Annotated in this window: 19 protein-coding genes; 4 read left to right on the top strand and 15 right to left on the bottom strand. The window is 61.5% G+C overall.

Annotation, left to right across the window (positions count from 1 at the left end):
• From OLZ32_RS00945 to OLZ32_RS00890, 12 genes are all read right to left on the bottom strand, one after another.
• Positions 1-747 carry an ABC transporter ATP-binding protein gene (locus OLZ32_RS00945; RefSeq protein ID WP_264395310.1) on the bottom strand — a complete coding sequence of 249 codons (747 nt, stop codon included), beginning with the start codon at positions 745-747 and terminating at the stop codon, positions 1-3.
• Positions 744-1,757 carry a branched-chain amino acid ABC transporter permease gene (locus OLZ32_RS00940; RefSeq protein ID WP_264395309.1) on the bottom strand — a complete coding sequence of 338 codons (1,014 nt, stop codon included), beginning with the start codon at positions 1,755-1,757 and terminating at the stop codon, positions 744-746. The genes OLZ32_RS00945 and OLZ32_RS00940 overlap by 4 nt, the downstream gene beginning before the upstream one ends.
• Positions 1,754-2,638, bottom strand: coding sequence for a branched-chain amino acid ABC transporter permease (locus tag OLZ32_RS00935; protein WP_264395308.1), 885 nt, complete (start codon positions 2,636-2,638; stop codon positions 1,754-1,756). Before OLZ32_RS00935 ends, OLZ32_RS00940 begins: the two co-directional genes overlap by 4 nt.
• Before the next feature lie 49 nt (positions 2,639-2,687).
• Complete coding sequence (locus OLZ32_RS00930; RefSeq protein ID WP_003540557.1) at positions 2,688-3,836, bottom strand: ABC transporter substrate-binding protein; 1,149 nt, start codon at positions 3,834-3,836, stop codon at positions 2,688-2,690.
• A 134-nt stretch (positions 3,837-3,970) separates the two neighbouring features.
• Complete coding sequence (locus OLZ32_RS00925; protein WP_003540558.1) at positions 3,971-4,816, bottom strand: shikimate dehydrogenase; 846 nt, start codon at positions 4,814-4,816, stop codon at positions 3,971-3,973.
• Between the two features lie 91 nt (positions 4,817-4,907).
• On the bottom strand, positions 4,908-6,800 hold the full coding sequence (locus OLZ32_RS00920) for a bifunctional sugar phosphate isomerase/epimerase/4-hydroxyphenylpyruvate dioxygenase family protein (RefSeq protein ID WP_264419507.1): 1,893 nt from the start codon (positions 6,798-6,800) through the stop codon (positions 4,908-4,910).
• Complete coding sequence (locus tag OLZ32_RS00915; RefSeq protein ID WP_003540560.1) at positions 6,797-7,681, bottom strand: shikimate dehydrogenase family protein; 885 nt, start codon at positions 7,679-7,681, stop codon at positions 6,797-6,799. The genes OLZ32_RS00920 and OLZ32_RS00915 overlap by 4 nt, the downstream gene beginning before the upstream one ends.
• A gap of 162 nt (positions 7,682-7,843) precedes the next feature.
• A complete protein-coding gene (locus tag OLZ32_RS00910; protein WP_003540561.1) occupies positions 7,844-8,773 on the bottom strand; it encodes a LysR family transcriptional regulator in 930 nt (309 codons plus the stop codon).
• Positions 8,774-8,844: 71 nt separating this feature from the next.
• Complete coding sequence (locus tag OLZ32_RS00905; RefSeq protein WP_017988623.1) at positions 8,845-9,675, bottom strand: amidohydrolase family protein; 831 nt, start codon at positions 9,673-9,675, stop codon at positions 8,845-8,847.
• 90 nt (positions 9,676-9,765) lie between these two features.
• A complete protein-coding gene (locus tag OLZ32_RS00900; protein ID WP_264395305.1) occupies positions 9,766-10,833 on the bottom strand; it encodes a 4-oxalomesaconate tautomerase in 1,068 nt (355 codons plus the stop codon).
• The gene (locus OLZ32_RS00895; RefSeq protein ID WP_264395304.1) at positions 10,826-11,497 is read right to left on the bottom strand and encodes a 4-carboxy-4-hydroxy-2-oxoadipate aldolase/oxaloacetate decarboxylase; all 672 of its coding nucleotides are present in this window, start codon (positions 11,495-11,497) and stop codon (positions 10,826-10,828) included. The genes OLZ32_RS00900 and OLZ32_RS00895 overlap by 8 nt, the downstream gene beginning before the upstream one ends.
• A 2-nt stretch (positions 11,498-11,499) precedes the next feature.
• Positions 11,500-12,462, bottom strand: a complete 963-nt coding sequence (locus tag OLZ32_RS00890) for a VOC family protein (protein WP_264395303.1) — start codon at positions 12,460-12,462, stop codon at positions 11,500-11,502.
• 253 nt (positions 12,463-12,715) lie between these two features.
• Here OLZ32_RS00890 and OLZ32_RS00885 point away from each other — a divergent pair, with 253 nt between their 5' ends.
• The 3 genes from OLZ32_RS00885 to OLZ32_RS00875 all read left to right on the top strand — a co-directional run bounded on the left by OLZ32_RS00885 (position 12,716) and on the right by OLZ32_RS00875 (position 15,007).
• Positions 12,716-12,850: a hypothetical protein gene (locus OLZ32_RS00885; protein WP_264395817.1), complete on the top strand. Its 135-nt coding sequence runs from the start codon at positions 12,716-12,718 to the stop codon at positions 12,848-12,850.
• A 67-nt stretch (positions 12,851-12,917) separates the two neighbouring features.
• The gene (locus tag OLZ32_RS00880) at positions 12,918-13,799 is read left to right on the top strand and encodes an NAD(P)-dependent oxidoreductase (RefSeq protein ID WP_264395302.1); all 882 of its coding nucleotides are present in this window, start codon (positions 12,918-12,920) and stop codon (positions 13,797-13,799) included.
• A complete protein-coding gene (locus OLZ32_RS00875) occupies positions 13,796-15,007 on the top strand; it encodes a LysR family transcriptional regulator (RefSeq protein WP_264395301.1) in 1,212 nt (403 codons plus the stop codon). Before OLZ32_RS00880 ends, OLZ32_RS00875 begins: the two co-directional genes overlap by 4 nt.
• Positions 15,008-15,020: 13 nt before the next feature.
• Here the strand turns inward: OLZ32_RS00875 and OLZ32_RS00870 are convergent, their stop codons facing one another.
• Positions 15,021-15,629, bottom strand: coding sequence for a LysE/ArgO family amino acid transporter (locus tag OLZ32_RS00870; RefSeq protein ID WP_264395757.1), 609 nt, complete (start codon positions 15,627-15,629; stop codon positions 15,021-15,023).
• A gap of 100 nt (positions 15,630-15,729) precedes the next feature.
• On the opposite strand from OLZ32_RS00870, the gene OLZ32_RS00865 reads away from it, so the two are divergent.
• Positions 15,730-16,623, top strand: a complete 894-nt coding sequence (locus OLZ32_RS00865; protein WP_264395300.1) for a LysR family transcriptional regulator ArgP — start codon at positions 15,730-15,732, stop codon at positions 16,621-16,623.
• Positions 16,624-16,671: 48 nt separating this feature from the next.
• Here the strand turns inward: OLZ32_RS00865 and OLZ32_RS00860 are convergent, their stop codons facing one another.
• Together OLZ32_RS00860 and greA are read right to left on the bottom strand one after the other, a co-directional pair.
• Positions 16,672-17,031 (bottom strand): hypothetical protein, encoded by a 360-nt coding sequence (locus OLZ32_RS00860; protein WP_017988631.1) that lies wholly within the window; start codon positions 17,029-17,031, stop codon positions 16,672-16,674.
• 111 nt (positions 17,032-17,142) lie between these two features.
• Entirely contained in the window at positions 17,143-17,625 is a 483-nt protein-coding gene (greA, locus tag OLZ32_RS00855; RefSeq protein ID WP_003540581.1) for a transcription elongation factor GreA, read from the bottom strand.
• Positions 17,626-17,645: the final 20 nt, after the last annotated feature.

The raw sequence follows: 17,645 nt of genomic DNA, 5'->3' as shown, positions 1-17,645 counted from the left end.
TCAGCCTCCGAGATATGCGTCGATGACCAGCTGGTTGGCGCGGATCTCGTCCGGTGCCCCCTCAGCAATGATTGCCCCTTCCGCCAGCACGATGATCCGCGTGCAGAGCGACATCACGAATTCCATGTTGTGCTCGATCACCACGAAGGTCGTATCGTGCTCGCGGTTGTATGTCTGGAGGCGTTCCTTCAGATTGCCGAGCATGGTCAGGTTGACGCCGCCCGCCGGTTCGTCCAGCAGAACAAGATCCGGCCCGGCCATGAAGGCCATCGCCGCATCCAGCAGCTTCTGCTGGCCGTAGGAAAGAGCGCCGGCCTTATCTTCTTTCAGATGCCGGAGCTTGAAGAAATCGACGAGTTGCTCGGCCTGCTGAGTCAGACCGGCATCGGGCTTTCCGAACAGCCGCGACAATATGGTTCCCTGATGCTCCTGGCCGGCAAGGATGATGTTGTCGAGCACAGTCATGTCGGGGAAGACCGAAAGTTGCTGGAACGTGCGGCCGACGCCGCGCTTGGCGAGGTCGCAGGCCTTCATCCCGGCGACGGCATGACCGTTCACGAAGACTTCGCCGCGATCCGGACGGAGCTGACCGAGCACGCAATTGAACAAAGTGGACTTTCCCGATCCGTTCGGACCGATCAGGCCGAGCACCTCGCCTTTCATGACTTCGAAGCTGACGTCCTTGACGGCCTGGATACCGCCGAAGGCCTTGGAAATGTTGCGCACCGAGAGGACGGAAGGGTTCATAGCTGCGCTCCTTCCTTCATGTCGCCGCGGGTAACGCGTCTCGGACGAACGGCGCCGACCAGTCGTCCGCCTACCCCCATCAGGCCGCTCGGCGAAAGCACCATGAGCAGGATGACCAGCGCGGAATATATGATGAGGTAGTAGCCTTCGGTGAACCGAAGGAATTCCGGCAGAAGGATCACGACCGCGGCTCCCAGCATCGGGCCGAAGAAATAGCCGGACCCGCCGACGACGACCATCAGCAGAATTTTCAGCGAAAAACTGAGCGCGAAGGAGTTCGGCTCGATATATTGGACCACCGGCGAGACCAGCGATCCGGCAAGCCCCCCGGCCGCCGAACCGATCGCAAAGGCAAGCAGGGTGATCCGGCGGATATCGAGGCCGAGGCTTTCGGCGCGAATTGGATTTTCACGCAGTCCCTTGAAGGCGCGCCCCCACGGAGAACGGACCAGCCCGTACATCAGCAGGGCGAAGATCACGAAGACCACCAGGCAGAGATAGTACATCTTCTGGTTCGACGTCAGCGGGATCGACAGGACGGTGGATTTCATGCCGGTATCGAACACCCAGAAATCAGGCCGCGGCATGTTCGACTTTCCATAGGAGCCCCCGGTCAGCCAGTCCTCGTTGCGAAGCACGAGCACGAGCAGCGTGTTGAAGGCGAGCGTGACGAAGGCAAGGAAATGGCCTTTGACGCGCAGCGCCGGAAAGCCCACCAGCAGGCCGATCACGAAGCAGGCGGCCACCGATACCGGCATGGCGATCAGCCAGTGGATGCCGTTCATGGTCATGAGGGCGGTGATATAGGCGCCGACTGCCATGAACGAGGCCTGCGCGAGGGATATCTGTCCGGCATAGCCGAGCGTCAGGTTCAAGCCCATCGCCGCGATCGTGTAGATGAGCCACGAGCAGAGGATGAGGGCCACGTAATTTCCGTGTCCGATCGGAGCAAGCGCGAGAAGCGCTATTCCGACGGTGATCAGCAGCCATTTCGGGACGAGGTTCATCATACTTTCCTCCCTTCGGCCGTACCCAGCAGGCCTTCCGGCCGCCACAGGATGATGACGATGAGCAGGACGAGCGGAACGGCCGCCCGATATTCAGCGGTCACGTAGGTTGCCGTCATATTGTCGAGCACGCCGATCAGCAGGCCGCCGGCGAGTGCGCCGCGGATCTGGTTGAAGCCGCCGACGATCGCAGCGATGAAGGCGATGAGACCGAGATATTCCCCGTTCGAGAACTTCGCGAGATAGAACGGCGTGATCAGGAACGATGCCAGCGACGCGAGCGCCGCGTTGATCAGAAAGGTGTAGAGCACCATGCGTCTCGTATCCACGCCGAGAATTTCCGCCACGTTGGGATTCTGTGCTGTCGCCTGCATGGCGCGGCCCGTTCTCGTGCGGTTGAGAAACAGCGTCAGAGCCACGACGACGGCCAGCGAAATGAAAAGATGGGCGATGTCGGTGACCGAAATGACGGCGCCGAAGACGTTCAGGCTGCCACCGGAGACGAGCTCCGGAAAGGGCTGCGCTTCCGCCCCGTAGAATTCCTTGACGCTCTCCTTCAACAGGATCGCCAACGCCATGGTCGCGATCACCAGGGGAAGACCTCCTCCTGCTTTCGACGCCTGCATCGGTTCCACGATCAGCCGCTTGAACAGATAGCCGAGCACGAAAACGGAAGCCGCAAGCGCGACGAGAATGGCCAAAGGCATCGGCAGCCCGACCCCAAGCGCCATCAGCATGAAGAAAGCGGGCAGCATGACGAATTCGCCCTGGGCGAAATTGACCGTCTGCGCAGCTTGCCAGAGCAGCGTGAAGCCGATCGCCGCCAGCGCGTAGATCGACCCCGTCGCCAGGCCCGACATAAGGACTTGCAGAAACTGTTGCATGGATCTTGCCTCGAAAGGGTGCCGGCCCGGCCGGCACCCGCGCTGAACCTCAGTTCGCCGGAACGGTGCCGACAACCTTCTGTTTGCCGTCGACGACCTGCGTCATGAAGCTTTCACGCGACATTTCGCCGGTATCGTCCCAGGTCGTCGTCAGCAGCATGCCGGGATATTTGGCGACATCGAGCGTCAGCCCGTGCAGCTTCTTCGCCAGCGCCTCCCGGTCGAGCGAGCCGTTCATCTCGGAGACGTATTTCACCGCATAGACGGCGACGTAGCCCTTGAGGCCGTTGTGATCGGTCGCGCGATTGTACTTCTGCTTGAACTTCTCGCCGAACGCCTGGATCGCCGGAACGTCGGCGCCGGCGGTGACGCCGACATGCGCGTAGGCGCCGTCGGCGGCATCACCGGCAAGATCGATGACCTTCTGGCTGGTCAGGGTCACCTCGCCGACGAGCGGCACCTTCAATCCCTGCTTTTTGGCTTCCTTCAGGAAGCGGGCGGCCTCCTCTTCGTTCAGATAGACGAAGACGGCTTCGGCGCCCGATTCCTTGATCTTCGAGACGTCGGCTGCGAAATCGGCCTGACCCTGCTCGGAAGGAACGTCGGCGACGATATCGATGCCGGCTTTCTTCATCTCGCCGGTGAAGACGTCATGGCCGCCCTTGCCGAACTCGTTGTTCACCCAGGCGACGCCGATCTTCTTGGCCTTCAGCGTGTCCTTGAAATAGGGCGTCAGTCCCGGCACGCCCTTTGCAGCGCTGGACGACGTGCGGAAGATGTAGGGATTGCCCTGCTGTGTGATATTGGGGGCTTCGGAACCGGTGAACTGCGGGACGCCGTTCTGCTTTGCGACCAGCATGTTGACGATCGTCGAACCGGAATAGACCGTCCCGATGATCGCATAGGCATCGGCGTCGATCGCCTTCTGCACGAGCGCGCGGGACGTCGGGGCGTCCGATTGCGTATCGTAATCGTCCATGACGATCTTCTTGCCGAGAATGCCGCCGCCGGCATTGATCTCCTCGACCGCCATGTAGGCGCCGTCCCGGTAGTTCTTGCCGGACACCGCGCCGGCGCCGGAGAGTTCGCATACGCACGGCAACGAGACCGTGTCCTCGGCACGCACGCCCTGCGGATGAAGAGCAGCGCCCGTGATGAGGGACGCTGCGGCCCAAGCTATCAGATAACGTCTTTTCATGTCTTCCTCCCAAATACCTCCCGCCCACGCAGGAGACCTCCACCAATCGCCCGAAACCGGCTACAGCGCCGGAGCCCGAACGGATTCACTTGAGGACGTCGGACCGCCGCTCCCCGGAGCGGCCTTGCCCCCGCTCAGGCACCCGGCGTCTTCGCGCGGATGTCGTCGATAAGAATTTGACGCAGTTCGCCGGTTACTTCTGGTTTGATCTTGAACCACCTGTCGAAGCCGACCACGCCCTGATGCAGCAGCATGCCGAGCCCGTCGACGCTACGATGCCCCCGGGCCTTCGCGGCCTTGATCAGTTCGGTTTCGAGCGGCACATAGATGACGTCATAAACGATCGCGTCCTTCTTCAGCGGGCTGAGATCGATATCGAGCGGCGGCTGCCCGATCATGCCGAGGCTGGTCGTGTTCACCAGCAGGTCGCATGTCGCCAGCAGATCCGGGAGCTCGCTCGTTCCATGCGCGCTGACGCCGGCGCCGAAATGCGAGGCCAGCGCCTCGGCTTTGGAAACCGTGCGGTTACACAAGGCGACCGTCAGTCCACGGCTCAGAAGTCCGTAAGTGGCAGCCCGCGTCGCACCGCCGGCGCCGAGAATGACGGCGCGCTTCGTCCCCGTGTCCCAGCCGGGCGCTAGTTCGTCGATATTGCCCAGGAAGCCGATGGCATCCGTGTTGCCGCCGACGAGAACGCCATCCTCCCACCAGATGGTATTGACCGCGCCCATCTTCGTCGCCGCATCGTCGATGTGATCAAGATGCGGGATCACGGCGGTCTTGTGCGGCACGGTGATATTGCCACCGATCCATCCGGCCTCTCTGAAGCTTGAGAAGAAGGAATCGAGATCTTGCGGCGGAATGTCCAGACGCTCGTAGCTGCCTTCGATTCCATAACGTTTCAGCCAATAGCCATGCAGCATCGGCGAACGCGAATGTGCGATTGGATGTCCCATGACGAATGCGCGGTTCTGCGCCATTTATGTCCACTCCCTGAAATTCTTCGCGACGCTTTCGGCCGCCCGGAAACCGATATGACGTCTTCCTGCAATGATGGTGGGCTGGTCGGGATCAGGCACCTGGCATGCCCTCCGGTCGGAGATGGCGCTTCTGGGCGGCTATGCGGAACGGCGCATTCGGTGCGCCATATCCCCTGTATCCGCCGCGCCGCTCGACGATTTCAAAGAAAAAGCCTTCGCGGAAACTTGGGCTGTAGAGCTGAAGATATTCGCCCTGTTCGTCGCGATCGTAGAGGATATTCGCCTCGCGCAGCCGGTCCGCCATGACGGGATCCAGGCCGAAGCGGGCCTCGACGTCGTCGTAGTAGTTGCGCGGGATCTTGAGCGGCGAAAATCCATTGGCCTTCAGCACTTCGGCGGTCGCGAAAATGTCCGCCGTCGCAAATGCCAGGTGCTGGATGCTCGAGCCGAAGTTTTCGGCGATGAAATGGCCGGCAAGCGTGCGTCGGTTGTCGGCGCCGTTCATCGTTATCCGCAGCGCACCGTCGGCGCTTTCGACGACCTGGCTGCGAACGAGGCCCGAGGGATCGACGATATCGATCATCGGCGTCTTCCTGAGATCGAAGATCGACAGGTAGAACAGCAGCCAGGACGGCAATTCGTCCGCTTTCATCGTCTGCCCGACGTGATCGACCCTGAAAAGACCGGCTGCCATGCCGGCGTCCGTCTCTTCCACCGGCTCGAAGTCGATCCCCCACAGGCTGCCGAGTTCGCTCTTTTCATCGACGAAATAAACGAGGCCGCCGCCGACACCCCGGATCGCTGGGATTGTCAGCTCTCCCGGACCCACGGATTGCTCGAAAAGCTCCGCCCCGAGTGCCTTGGCCCTTTCAACGGCGTTCCTCGCATCGTCCACCTTCAGGCAGACGGCATAGGCGGAGGTTCCGTGGACGACGAAGGACGAATAGGCAAAGCCCGTCCGCTCGGTGTTGAGCAGGATGTTGATGCCGCCCTGGCGCAACAGGGTCACGGCCTTCGACCTGTGCCGGCCATAGGTCTTGAAGCCCATGATGTGGAGAAAGGCCGCGAGTTCGTCGGCGTCCTCGGCGCTGGTGGCGAATTCGATGAATTCCACACCCCGCATGGAACTGCGGGGCGGTATCTGAGGCGCGTCGAAGGAGACGCCGCCTTCGCTGCGCGCCACCCGATCCGCCAAGTCGACCAGCGACCGGCGCCCGTCGACGGAGATCAGTTTTGCGGAGCCGCCGCGAAACTGGTCGTTGAAGATCTCCAGGGATAGCGGCCCCTTGTAACCCGTCGCCGCGACCGCCCGCATGAAGTCGACGACGGGCAGGTCGCCCTCGCCAGGCATATTGCGGAAATGCCGGCTGAGGTAGAGCAGATCCATGTCGATCATTGGCGCATCCGCAAGCTGCACGATGAAGATGCGGTCTCCGGGAATGGCCCGGATGGATTCGACGTCGATCCGTCGCGCCAGCGTGTGGAAGCTGTCGAGGATCAAGCCGATGTTCGGATGGTCGGCGCGTCGGACGATCTCCCAGGCGTCGCGGTGATCGTTGATGTGACGCCCCCAGGCGAGCGCCTCGTATCCCACCCGGATCGATCGTTTGGCAGCGCGTTCACCGAGTTCGCGGAAGTCGTCAGCGGCACGATCGATGCCGCCGAGCGCGATGGTCGAGACGTTGGAGCAGACGAGCATCAGCTCGGTGCCGAGTTCCTGCATAACGTCGAACTTCCGTTCGGCACGATCGAACGTCCGGGATCGGTGCGGCTCGGGCATGCCCTCGAAGTCGCGAAATGGCTGGAACAGGGTGATCTCCAGCCCGGCATCGCGCACCATCCGGCCGATCTCCCGGGGCGACGCGTCGAATGTCAGGAAGTCGTTTTCGAAAATCTCGACACCGTCGAAGCCGGCAGCGGAGATCGCCTCCAGCTTCTCCCTGAGATCGCCGCTGATCGAGACCGTTGCAATCGAGGTCTTCATTTCGCTGCCTCCGGCGCAATGGACAGTTCAGCGGCGCCGGTCGCTCCGCCTGCGGAGCGCGAGGACGAATTCATGAAGCGGAGGTAGCTCAGTTGGATCGGCAGTTGCGCCAACGCCATCTCCTCGCCGTTTTGAACCTTCAGCCCGTGCCGCTCCGCCTCTTTCAGCCAGGGCGTTACGACAGGCTTGGTGACGGCGTCGGCGACGATCAGCGCACCGGCCAGTTCGGCGATCGGGAAAGGAAGCGGATCGCCGGAGTTCATGCCGAGCGGCGAAGCGTTGACGGCGATATCGATCTTGCGACCGGCCGCCACGCGATCGAACACTTCGAGCGCGGGATGATAGCGGTTCAACTCGGCCTCGAGCGCTCTGCGGCGCATCTGGTCGGGCTCGATGATGGTAAGCGAGCTTGCGCCCTCCGAAGCCAGTTCGAACGCGATCGCCATGCCCGCGCCGCCGGCTCCGACCAGCAGGGCATTGCAGTCACGCACCCTGACGCCGTGACCGCCGAGCGCGGCGATGAACGCCATCCCGTCGGTCATCTCGCCGATGAGCTTTCCCGAGGGCGATCGCCTGATGGTATTGACGGCTCTTGCGCGGCGAGCCCGTTCGCTGACCTCGTCGCAGGCCACGAAGGCGGCCTGCTTGTGCGGCATGGTGATGGAGCAGCCGGCGCAGTTCTCCATCGCCCTGAGGACGTCGAAGAAGCTCGCGACCTTTTCCGGACGGATATCCATCGGCACGATGACGGCGTCGACGCCGTGCTCGGCAAACCAGTTGTTTATCGGACCAGGCGACTTGACCTGCTCGACAGGATGGCCGACGAGCGGGATGACGACGGTCTTGCCGGTGACAAGGCGCTTGCGCTTGGGCGAAACCATCGATCCTCCATCCTCCATCGCGAAGAGTTCACACGGGGATTCTCTCCTCCGTGCGAGGTGGCCTCCTCCTGCCGCCTCCAAAGAAATCTTCGACGTGACGATTGATGAACTGGTCAAAAATGAATCGCAAATACCAAAATCCTCCCAAACCGTAACATCATGTTAAGTTTTGCGCGGTTTCTGCGCCTTTTGTTGCGGCGGAGACGAAACGGCCTTCATTTCGGATCGCAGAGATTCGATGAGTGCTTCCGCGTAGACGGAAAGGGCCATGTCGTTGCGGTGCGCCGCATAGGTGCTGAACGTCGTCTTCGCCTCGATCTCGAGGCATTTCACGTCGGGCATCTTCCCGTGCGCCACGGTGAATTCGTCGATGATGGCGATCCCCAGGCCGGCGGCGACGAGGCTTCCCACCGTGGTGCCGAAGCGGGTTTTGATCTTCATGTTGAATGAGAGCCCTTCGCGGCGGAAGATCTCGGTCATGATGCGGCCGTAAGGATCGTTCGGATCGATGCCGATCAGCGGGTGCTTGACGATGTCGGCCGGACGGATCGAATCCTGCTGCGCAAGCTCGCTGTCGAGCGCGACGATGCAGAACAGCCGTCCCGTGGCGAGTGGCGCGAAATCGATGATCGAATGGTCGAATCGCGAACTGATCGCCACGACCTCTCCGCGGCCGAGCAGAAGATAGTCGATCGACTGTTCGATCTTGAGGATGTCGATTTCGATACCGATATCGGGAAAGCGGCGCTTCAGCCTTTCGACCGCACGCGGCACCATGGCGTTGGCGATGCTCGGCACAGAAGCGAAACTCAACTCGCGCCCCTCGCCGCTGCCCAGACGACCGATCGCGTTCTGCAGATCTTCGACCTTCAAATGAATGTTGTCGAGAAGATCGAAGACATTGCGCGCTTCGGGTGTCGGCACGTAACGGCCATGCCGCCGGTTGAAGAGCGGCACGCCGACCATGTCTTCGGTATATTTCATCAGGCGGCTGACGCCCGGCGCGGAAATGTTCAGCAGCTTGGCGGCGCCCGCGATGCTGCCGGTCACCATGATGGCGCGGATGATTTCTATCTGCCTCAGTGTCAGCACCGAAACTCCTTCCTCTTTCCGGTGTGCCGCGCCCGCTGCCGCAAGCCGTGTTCAGATCGTGAAACCAAGCACTAGCTGCCGAAGCCGAACAGTCTGCGCGGTGTCTCCCACAGAATCTGGCGACGGTCTTCGACATCGGGAAAGAGCATTTCGACCAGCTTGAGAAGTGGGCCGTAATCCTGGCGGTCGGCCGCGCGCAGATAGGGCCAGTCGCAAGCCCACATGCATTGTTCCAGCCCGAAGGCACCGACCAGCGCCCGCAGGAAAGGCCAGGTATCCTCGAAGGGGTAGGCCGTGCCCGCAAACTTCGCGTAGCCGGACAGCTTCACATGGACGCGGCCGGTATCGGAAAGCCGCAGCAGCGTCTCGAATCCGGGATAGTCCAACCCATCGCTGGGCGTCGGGCGTCCGCAGTGATCGATCAATACCCGTACGGGGATTTTTTCGATCCATGGCCGGAACATCGCCAGCTGGTCGTGCTCGACCTGTATCTGGACGAACATATCGAGCTCGGCGAGCTTCTCCATCAAGCCGGAAGCGCTCTCGTAATAAGCGTTTCCATGGAAGGTCGGATTGAGGGCAATTCCGACGATGCCCTGGTCCCGAAGCGCGCGAAGTGTGGCCGTCTCTGCGTCGAGAGCGGCAATCGCCACGCCCTTGAAGAGCTTCGGATGGCGCCGGATCGCATCGAGCATGCAGCTGTTGTCCGAGCCATATCCGGAATTCGGCTGCACCAGAAGAGCGTGGTGGGTGCCATAGGCCTGCATCACCTGCACAAGTTGGGCGGTCGTGCCGATCTCCTGCCCCCACGGCTTATAGGCCGCGTCCTCCGCATAGGGAAACCGCGCGGGATCGAGGACATGCGCATGGCAGTCGATCTTCGGCTCTTCAAAAATACTCATTCGTCCTCCCGACGACGGCGCACCTAGATTTCATTCACGCGCGACCCGTGACTGCGCCGTTCTGCATTATGATTTCATCAGTGCCGTCCCTCACCAAGCGGGCACATTCGCAAACACCCTTCCGTCGAACAGCTTGCGCGCCGTTCTGATCGTCCCCGCCCCCTGGACCGAGCCGTCTGCGGCCAGATCGAGGAACACCTCCATGTCACCTGTGGGATGCTCGATCCGGTAACGGCCGTCTGTGGAAGCATGCGCCAGCGCATGCGCCGGAGAACGGCCGAGCCGCGTCGCCGTCGCAACGGTAACGCCGGCGAGCACGCCGACCGAGGCGTGAACGCGGTGCGGAATGAAGCTGCGCGTGCCGATCGATCCGCCGGCGCGGGGCGCCGATACCAGGGTCATTTTGGGAACGGACGCGGCACTGACGTCGCCGAGATTCATCATCGGCCCCGCCTTCAGGCGGATGGCTTCGATACGCTGCTTGAGGCCTTCATTTGCTTCCAGCGCCTCGCGGCTCTCCGTGCCTGAAAGCCCGAAGTCCGAGGCCCGCATGATCACGCAGGGCATGCCGTTATCGATCAACGTCGCCTCGACGCCGTCGATGACATCGACCTCGTTTCCTGTTGGAAGAAGGGCGCCGCACATCGAGCCAGCAATGTTGACGAAGAGCAGCGGTACAGCGGCATGGCTTCCCGGCACACCGGCGATTTCGGCCTTGCCCTGGTAGTTGACGCGGCCGTTCGGCGTCTCGATCCTGCTGACAGCAACTTCGCCGGAGTTGACCATGTGGATGCGGACGGGCGTAATCTCGCCCGATGCCTTCACCAGACCCCGTTCGATGGCGGCCGGACCGACGCCGGCAAGAATGTTTCCGCACCCCTGCGCGTCGCTGACCAGTGCCTGGTCGACGAAGACCTGCAGGAAGAGATAATCGACGTCAGCGTCTTCGCGCGAAGAGGCGGAGATGACCGCGACCTTGGAGGTCAGCGGATCGGCGCCGCCGATCCCGTCGATCTGCCGCGGGTCCGGTGAACCCATGATGGCAAGCAACAGCGCGTCCCGTTCGCCGGGATCTCCGGGCAGGTCGTCGGCCAGGAAATAGGCGCCTTTCGACGTTCCACCTCGCATCCAGAGGCAGGGAATGCCGTCCTCATACATATTTAAGCCCCTTCTCCCGGAGCTTCGACCGCATGTCATAGATATCGAGCCCGAGTTCGCCGGCGGCGAGGCGTTGCCGCTTGGCCTCCTCGTTCGCCACCCGTTTCTCGGCAGCAGTCAGAACCTCCTCGGCCTCGTTGAGCTTCACCACGCACACCCCGTCATCGTCGGCGACGATGATGTCGCCGGCTTCGATGAAGGCGCCAGCGCAGACGATCGGAACGTTGACCGAACCGAGCGTTTCCTTGACGGTCCCCTGCGCGGACACGGCCTTCGACCACACGGGGAACTGCATCTGGGTCAGATCCCTGATATCGCGGACACCGGCATCGATGACAAGGCCGCGGCAACCTCGCGCCCGCGCCGAGGTGGCGAGCAGGTCGCCGAAATAACCGTTGTCGCAGGGCGAGGTCGACGAAAGCACCAGGATGTCGCCGGCCTGGATCTGCTCGATCGCCACATGGATCATCCAGTTGTCACCGGGCGGTGCGGAGATCGTGATGGCGGAGCCGGCGATCTGCGCACCCGAATAGATCGGCCTCATATGGCTGGCGAGCATGCCTTTGCGCCCCTGGGCTTCGTGGACCGTCGCGACGCCTGATCTGGCGAGCCTGTCGATCACATCAGCTTCCGCCCGCGGTATGTTCTGTACGACGATGCCCATGCTTATGCTCCGTTCTTGTCCGCCGGCGGCGTGCCGTGGGTGTGGAATGTTTCGATCGTCTTCAGTCCCCAGGCCTGCCCCTTTTTCCGGTCGGCCTCGGTCCAGACGATCGGCTCCCAATCGGGCGCCAGGATGAGACGCGCGCCGGCATTGGCAAGCTCGACGCGATTGCCGGCCGGCTCCCAGACATAGAGGAAGAACGTGCCCTGGATGGCGTGCTTGTGCGGACCGGTCTCGATGTGGACGCCGTTTTCCAGAAAGATGTCGGCCGCCCGCAGAATGTCGTCTCGCGTGTCCGTCGCATAGGTGACGTGGTGAAGACGGGCGTTGCCGCGGCCATGCTCCTCGGTGCAGGCAAGGTCGTAGCCCTTGTTGTTGATGGTGAACCAGCAGCCTCCCACGCGCCCGTTGTCGAGCTGGATCATCTCGGTCACCCGGGACCCGAGGCACGTCTCCATGAACCGCCGGAACTCGGAAACATCCGACGCCAGAAGATTGAGATGGTCGAGACGCCGGGGGTGGCATCCCCGACCGTGATAGCGTTGTGCAATATTCTTCAGAGCCGGCTTTTCATCGTCGGGCGGTCGGTAGCGGACCGTGTCGTAATAGATTTCGAACACATGCCCGAAGGGATCTTCGAAGCGGAAGGCGCTGTTGTGGCCGAGATCGCCGTCGACCCATCCCAGAACTTTGTAGCCGCTGGCCTCGATCGCTTTCACCCGCCGCTCGAGCGCCTCAGGCGAAGAGGCCCGGTAGGCGATGTGCCCGACGCCGGTCGTGTGGTGACGCGTTAGCTTCAGCGTATGGAACTCGTAATCGTCCCATGCCCTGAGATAGGCGGAATTCTCGTCCTGGCCGGCAAGGCTCAGGCCGTAGACCCGCAGAAAAAAGTCGAGACTTTCTTCGAACTTGTTCGAATACATCTCGACATGCGCCAGATGCGCAATGTCGAAACAGGGCTCCATCTATCTCCTCCTCCGCTCTCTCCGCATGGAGCGCCAGACGAAATCCGCTGCATGTGCGCTGATGACGAGAGCCTTCTTCTTTTCCGACATGAAATGCCTCCTTCCTCGTTGAAGGGATTTCATTCCCCAGGCTGCCTTTTGCCAATTTGGAATTGCCGCAGAGCCTATAAGTTTTCGCTATAGGGAATCTTCTCAAGCGGCTCAGTAGCCCGAGAACTATAGCTTTTTCTTATATCCAATAGATCATTTTGAAATGGGCATTTCCCGCATCTCCCGACAGCCTAAGGCCAAGATCGAGCTCGAAGTGCGCAAGGTCGAAAAAGTGGACGGCGAGCTCTACAATACCGAATTCCAGACGTTCGAGAGCGTCAAGGATCCGGCTCATTGATACGCTTGCCACTCCAACATCAGGTCGAGAAAGCGGGCTGCCTGACAGCATCGAAAGGGAAAAGCGGATGTTGGCTATTGCAACGATCGGATTCGGCGAAGCGGCGCAGGCCTTCGTATCGGGCTGGCGGACAGAGAACGGCGCGTCGCCGGGCAAGACCTCCACCTTCGACATAAAGGTCGAAGATCCATCCCAGCGTGGCGATCTGCTGCAGGCCTGTTCGGATCTCGGTGTCGATTGCGCCGAAACACCGGCACAGGCGCTGACGGGTGCCGGCACCGTCTTCAGCCTGGTCACTGCAGACCGCGCCCTGGAAGCGGCGACCCGGGTCGCCGAATTCCTCGGGAGAGACGCGCTTTATCTCGACTGCAACTCCTGCTCTCCCGCGACGAAGGCCGCGGCCGCCAGGCTCGTTGAAGCTGCCGGCGCCGTCTATGTCGACGTCGCGGTGATGTCACCCGTTCATCCGGCCCGCCATCGCACGCCGCTCTTGGTCTCAGGATCGTCAGCAGAACGGGCGCAAGACCTGCTCCTTGGCCTCGGAATGCAGGCCAGGACGGTGGGAGACGAGATCGGACAGGCCTCGTCGATCAAAATGCTGCGGTCGGTGATGATCAAGGGCTTCGAGGCGCTGACTGCGGAATGCCTGCTGGCTGCCCGCCGCGCCGGCGTAGAAAAAGCTGTGCTCGCATCTCTCCAGGCCTCGGATCCTGGCATAGACTGGACGGTGCGTGCAGCTTACAACCTTGAACGCATGATGGTACATGGCAAGCGGCGGGCCGCGGAAATGCAAGAAGTCGCGGCAACACTAAGGGAACTGGGACTGCCGGATCGCATGGCCTCGGCGACGGCCGACTGGCAGCGCCGGATCGGCGAATTGGACATCCTGATGCCGGAGAATTCCCTGGAAGCGCGGGCCGATGCCATTTTGGAGCGTGATTTGACTTGAATTCAGCGGCGTCTCCGGCATTGCAAGTCCAGCACAACCTTCGCCATCTGAGGGTCTTCCTTGCCGTGGTCGACACCAATTCCGTCACCCGGGCGGCCGATGTCTGCCATCTCTCGCAGCCCGCGGTCACGCAGGCGCTCTCCAAGATCGAACGCGCCCTGCGAACGACCCTTTTTACCAGGACCCCGCAAGGACTGTTCGCCAACGCGCAAGGGGATGTTCTCGCAAAGCGCGTGCGAAGAGCCTTCGGCTTCCTCGATCCGGCCCTCAATGAACTCAGCCCACGCCTTCGCATGGTCGCGACCTCCTCTCAACTGCAAGCCCTCATCGCCGTCCGCGAGGCCGAGAACTTCACGCTTGCCGCCCGCAGGCTCGGCCTGGCCCAACCGACCGTTCACCGGGCGGTGACGCAACTCGAGGAGGAAGCCGCCCGCCCGCTGTTCGAGCGGACCTCCTACGGCATCGTCGCCACCCGCGCCGCCGGAACGCTCGCCCAGGCCGCACGCCTCGCCTTCGCCGAATTGGCCCAGGCGGAGGTGGATCTCGCCGAAACGCTTTCAGAGGAGGCAGGCCGGATCGTTGTCGGTGCGATGCCGCTTTCGCGCTCCTTCGTGCTTCCGAGGGCCATCGCCGAGTTCCGGAAGTTCCGTCCGAACACGCCGATCCACATTCTGGAAGGTCCCTATGCCGATCTGCTTGCCGGCCTCAGGCGCGGCGAGATCGATTTCCTGATCGGCGCGTTGCGCGATCCCGCACCGATCGGTGACGTCGAGCAGCGCTTCCTGTTTACCGATACGCTGGTCGTCGTCGCCGGCAGCAACCATCCGCTGACGGCACGCTCCGAGCTCTCGGTCGAGGAACTCGCGGCCTATCCATGGATCGTCGGCCAGCGCGGCACGCCGATTCGGCGGCATTTCGACACCTTGTTCGAGGGCCTGGACCACCCGCCGACAAGCATCGTCGAGTCCAGTTCGCTCATCCTCATGCGCGAACTGCTGAACGGAACGGACCACCTCGGCTGCATTTCCTACCTGCAGGCCCAGGCCGAGCTCTCCCGCGGCCTCCTCAAGGCATTGCCGCTCGACCTCAGCCATACGGCACGGCCGATCGGCCTCACCCTGCGCATCAACTGGATGCCGACGCGCGCACAGGAACAATTTCTGAGGTTCGTTTCGTCGAACGAGGAGCCGGCCGCCGAAACGCGATGAAGCGGATCGGCGGTCACAACCCGCCCAGCAGTTTGAACGCTATGATCCACATCGTGAAAGCGACGAGCGTTTCCAGCATGCGCCAGGATGACGGTTTCGAGAAGATCGGCCGCAACCGCTTCGCGCCATATCCGAGCGAAAAGAAGAACAGGAAGGACCCCGTCACCGCCCCTGCCGCAAAAGAAGCCTGCTCTCCCGGATATCGTGTCGATATCGTGCCGAGCAGCACCACGGTGTCGAGATAAACATGCGGGTTGAGCCAGGTGAGTGCGAGGCAGGTTGCCAGCGTCTGCCGAAAGCTCGATGGTTTGGCTTCCGCGGCTGTCAGAGCGGCGGACGACCGCAAGGCGGAATAGAGGCTTCTTGCCCCGTACCAGACCAGAAATACCGCTCCGCCGTAGCGCATGACGGGATCGAGCCAGGGCATGAACCTGGCGATTTGCTGGAGGCTGGTCACGCCAAGCACGATCAATGCGGCATCGGATAAGGCGCATGCGAAGCAGACGGCGAAGACATGTTCGTTGCGCAAGCCCTGACGGAGAATAAAGGCGTTCTGTGCGCCGATGGCGACGATCAGGCTGAGGCCCATCATCAGGCCGGTTCCATAGATCGAAAAATTCATCTCTTCGGCCAACGCCCCTCATTTCGGTGAGGTTGCGCTATCGCTATTTCGAGAATTAGGCTAATTAATCCAGCTTACCCAGATTAAGTGAAACTAATCCATGCTCGACTATCCCGCTCTTCGCGCCGTCGCAACTATTGTCCAGACAGGCAGCTTCGAAAGAGCTGCGACCGCCTTGAACGTGACCCCTTCGGCCATTTCGCAGCGCGTCAAGCAACTCGAAGAGCGTCTCGGCGTCGTCCTCATCGTCAGAGGCACGCCGTGCACGGCGACCGAAAAGGGAGAATGGCTCTGCCGCCATATGGAGAATGTCGGCATGCTCGAAGCCGAACTCTTCGGGCAGCTGCCGGCCCTCGTCGATCCCGACGAACCACGGCAAAGGGTCACGCTTCAAATCGCGACGAACGCCGACAGCCTCGGGACATGGTTCGTCGAAGCCATGTCGAATTTTGCCAAAAGCTCTTCCTATCTGCTGAACGTCGCCGTCGACGACCAGGACCATACCGCCGAATGGCTGCAGCGCGGACGGGTGATCGCCGCCGTCACCAGCCTGGAAAAACCGGTCCGAGGATGCCGGCGTTTTGCCCTCGGCGTTCTGCGTTACCATGCAACGGCAACCCCCGACTTCGTCGCACGCTATTTTCCGCAGGGCGTGACATCAGAGGCGATCCGCAACGCTCCGGCGCTGACCTTCAATCAAAAGGACAGGCTGCAGAGCAGCTGGATCAGGCGAACATTCGGACGCGATCTCGATTATCCCACCCACTGGCTGCCGTCGCCGCAAAGCTTCGTCGAGGCCAGCCTTTCAGGCATATGCTGGGGAATGAACCCGACCCAGCTGACCCGCGAGCACCTCGCATCCGGACGGTTGGTCGAGCTGGTGCCCGACACGCCGCTCGATGTCCCGCTCAACTGGCAGATAAATCGCCTCGCCGCCGACCGCCTTGCGGATCTGACACGCGAAGTCGTCACCGTGGCCAAGCGCCGTCTTTAATGCATCACTCAAAAATGCAGCTTCATCCCGGTGACCGGGTCGCTTTTATCAGACGTAAGCCGTGCGGCTGCCGAACTCGCTGGTCTCGTCAAAATTCGTCGTGCCGATACGTTCGCTTTCGCCGGAAAGTTCTTTCGGAGCGCCACCGGCAGGCTTCGATGCAGCAGACGCCTGAGTTTGGCTGCTCTCGCTCGCTTCGAGCTTGGCGATCTTCGCTTCCAGCGTCGCGATGGATTTTTCGATCGTGGCCTTCTCTTGCTCGTCCTGCGTTTCCGACAGGGCTGCCTGCTTTTCGGCAAGCTGCGCCTCAAGAGAGGCAAGTTGGTCCGACGAACTGGAAGACGAGGTTGAAGCGGCTGAACTTAAAATGGTGGATGCAGAACTGGAAATTGCGCTGACCATGAGCATGACTTTCGATGATGGAATGTCATCGTTCTAGCCACGGATGGTAAAGGTTCGATAAATAAAGTACCGGATAGTACTAAAATAATGAGCGGACCACGCGAATTGCACGCTCTTCTACGCGATAGCGATGATCTCCAGTTCCTGGCCGGCCGTTTCCACCGCATCGCCGACAGCCTTGCCCATCAGGAGCCGCGCCACCGGGGAGACATAGGAAATGGAGCCGGCCTTCGGATCGGCCTCGTCCTCTCCGACGATGCGATAGGTCTGCACCCGCCCGTCGTCACGACGGAAAGTCACCGTGCTGCCGAAGGCGACGGTATCGATTGACGTTGGCGCAGGTACGAGCTGGGCGGTGCGAAGTCTTGCGGCCAAGTAGCGAAGATCCCGCAAGGGATTGGCCGCCTGCCGCCGCCGTTCGTTCACGTCTTCGATGGGGCTCGCAGCATCATAGGCCTCGCGAGCCTGCTGGAACTGTAATTCCAGAGCCTTCAATCCCGCTTCCGTGACCAGGTTCGGATGCGGAGAAATCGGACGATCGGGCAGCAGGGTTTCCGAAGCGGTTTCGAAACTCTCTTCCTTGGTGAAGGCGACGGCCAATCTCGAACTCCGTTTTAGCG

Source organism: Rhizobium acaciae (assembly GCF_025941625.1).
Taxonomy (GTDB): Bacteria; Pseudomonadota; Alphaproteobacteria; order Rhizobiales; family Rhizobiaceae; genus Rhizobium; species Rhizobium acaciae.
The sequence above is the reverse complement of the archived record's forward strand: the minus strand, read 5'-3'. Positions and strand labels throughout refer to the sequence as shown.

Coding starts and splice junctions, on each gene's coding strand:
- OLZ32_RS00945 (WP_264395310.1), bottom strand. CDS start 747: ATGAACCCTTCCGTCCTCTCGGTGCGCAACATTTCCAAGGCCTTCGGC.
- OLZ32_RS00940 (WP_264395309.1), bottom strand. CDS start 1,757: ATGATGAACCTCGTCCCGAAATGGCTGCTGATCACCGTCGGAATAGCG.
- OLZ32_RS00935 (WP_264395308.1), bottom strand. CDS start 2,638: ATGCAACAGTTTCTGCAAGTCCTTATGTCGGGCCTGGCGACGGGGTCG.
- OLZ32_RS00930 (WP_003540557.1), bottom strand. CDS start 3,836: ATGAAAAGACGTTATCTGATAGCTTGGGCCGCAGCGTCCCTCATCACG.
- OLZ32_RS00925 (WP_003540558.1), bottom strand. CDS start 4,816: ATGGCGCAGAACCGCGCATTCGTCATGGGACATCCAATCGCACATTCG.
- OLZ32_RS00920 (WP_264419507.1), bottom strand. CDS start 6,800: ATGAAGACCTCGATTGCAACGGTCTCGATCAGCGGCGATCTCAGGGAG.
- OLZ32_RS00915 (WP_003540560.1), bottom strand. CDS start 7,681: ATGGTTTCGCCCAAGCGCAAGCGCCTTGTCACCGGCAAGACCGTCGTC.
- OLZ32_RS00905 (WP_017988623.1), bottom strand. CDS start 9,675: ATGAGTATTTTTGAAGAGCCGAAGATCGACTGCCATGCGCATGTCCTC.
- OLZ32_RS00900 (WP_264395305.1), bottom strand. CDS start 10,833: ATGTATGAGGACGGCATTCCCTGCCTCTGGATGCGAGGTGGAACGTCG.
- OLZ32_RS00895 (WP_264395304.1), bottom strand. CDS start 11,497: ATGGGCATCGTCGTACAGAACATACCGCGGGCGGAAGCTGATGTGATC.
- OLZ32_RS00890 (WP_264395303.1), bottom strand. CDS start 12,462: ATGGAGCCCTGTTTCGACATTGCGCATCTGGCGCATGTCGAGATGTAT.
- OLZ32_RS00885 (WP_264395817.1), top strand. CDS start 12,716: ATGGGCATTTCCCGCATCTCCCGACAGCCTAAGGCCAAGATCGAGCTC.
- OLZ32_RS00880 (WP_264395302.1), top strand. CDS start 12,918: ATGTTGGCTATTGCAACGATCGGATTCGGCGAAGCGGCGCAGGCCTTC.
- OLZ32_RS00870 (WP_264395757.1), bottom strand. CDS start 15,629: ATGAATTTTTCGATCTATGGAACCGGCCTGATGATGGGCCTCAGCCTG.
- OLZ32_RS00865 (WP_264395300.1), top strand. CDS start 15,730: ATGCTCGACTATCCCGCTCTTCGCGCCGTCGCAACTATTGTCCAGACA.
- OLZ32_RS00860 (WP_017988631.1), bottom strand. CDS start 17,031: ATGCTCATGGTCAGCGCAATTTCCAGTTCTGCATCCACCATTTTAAGT.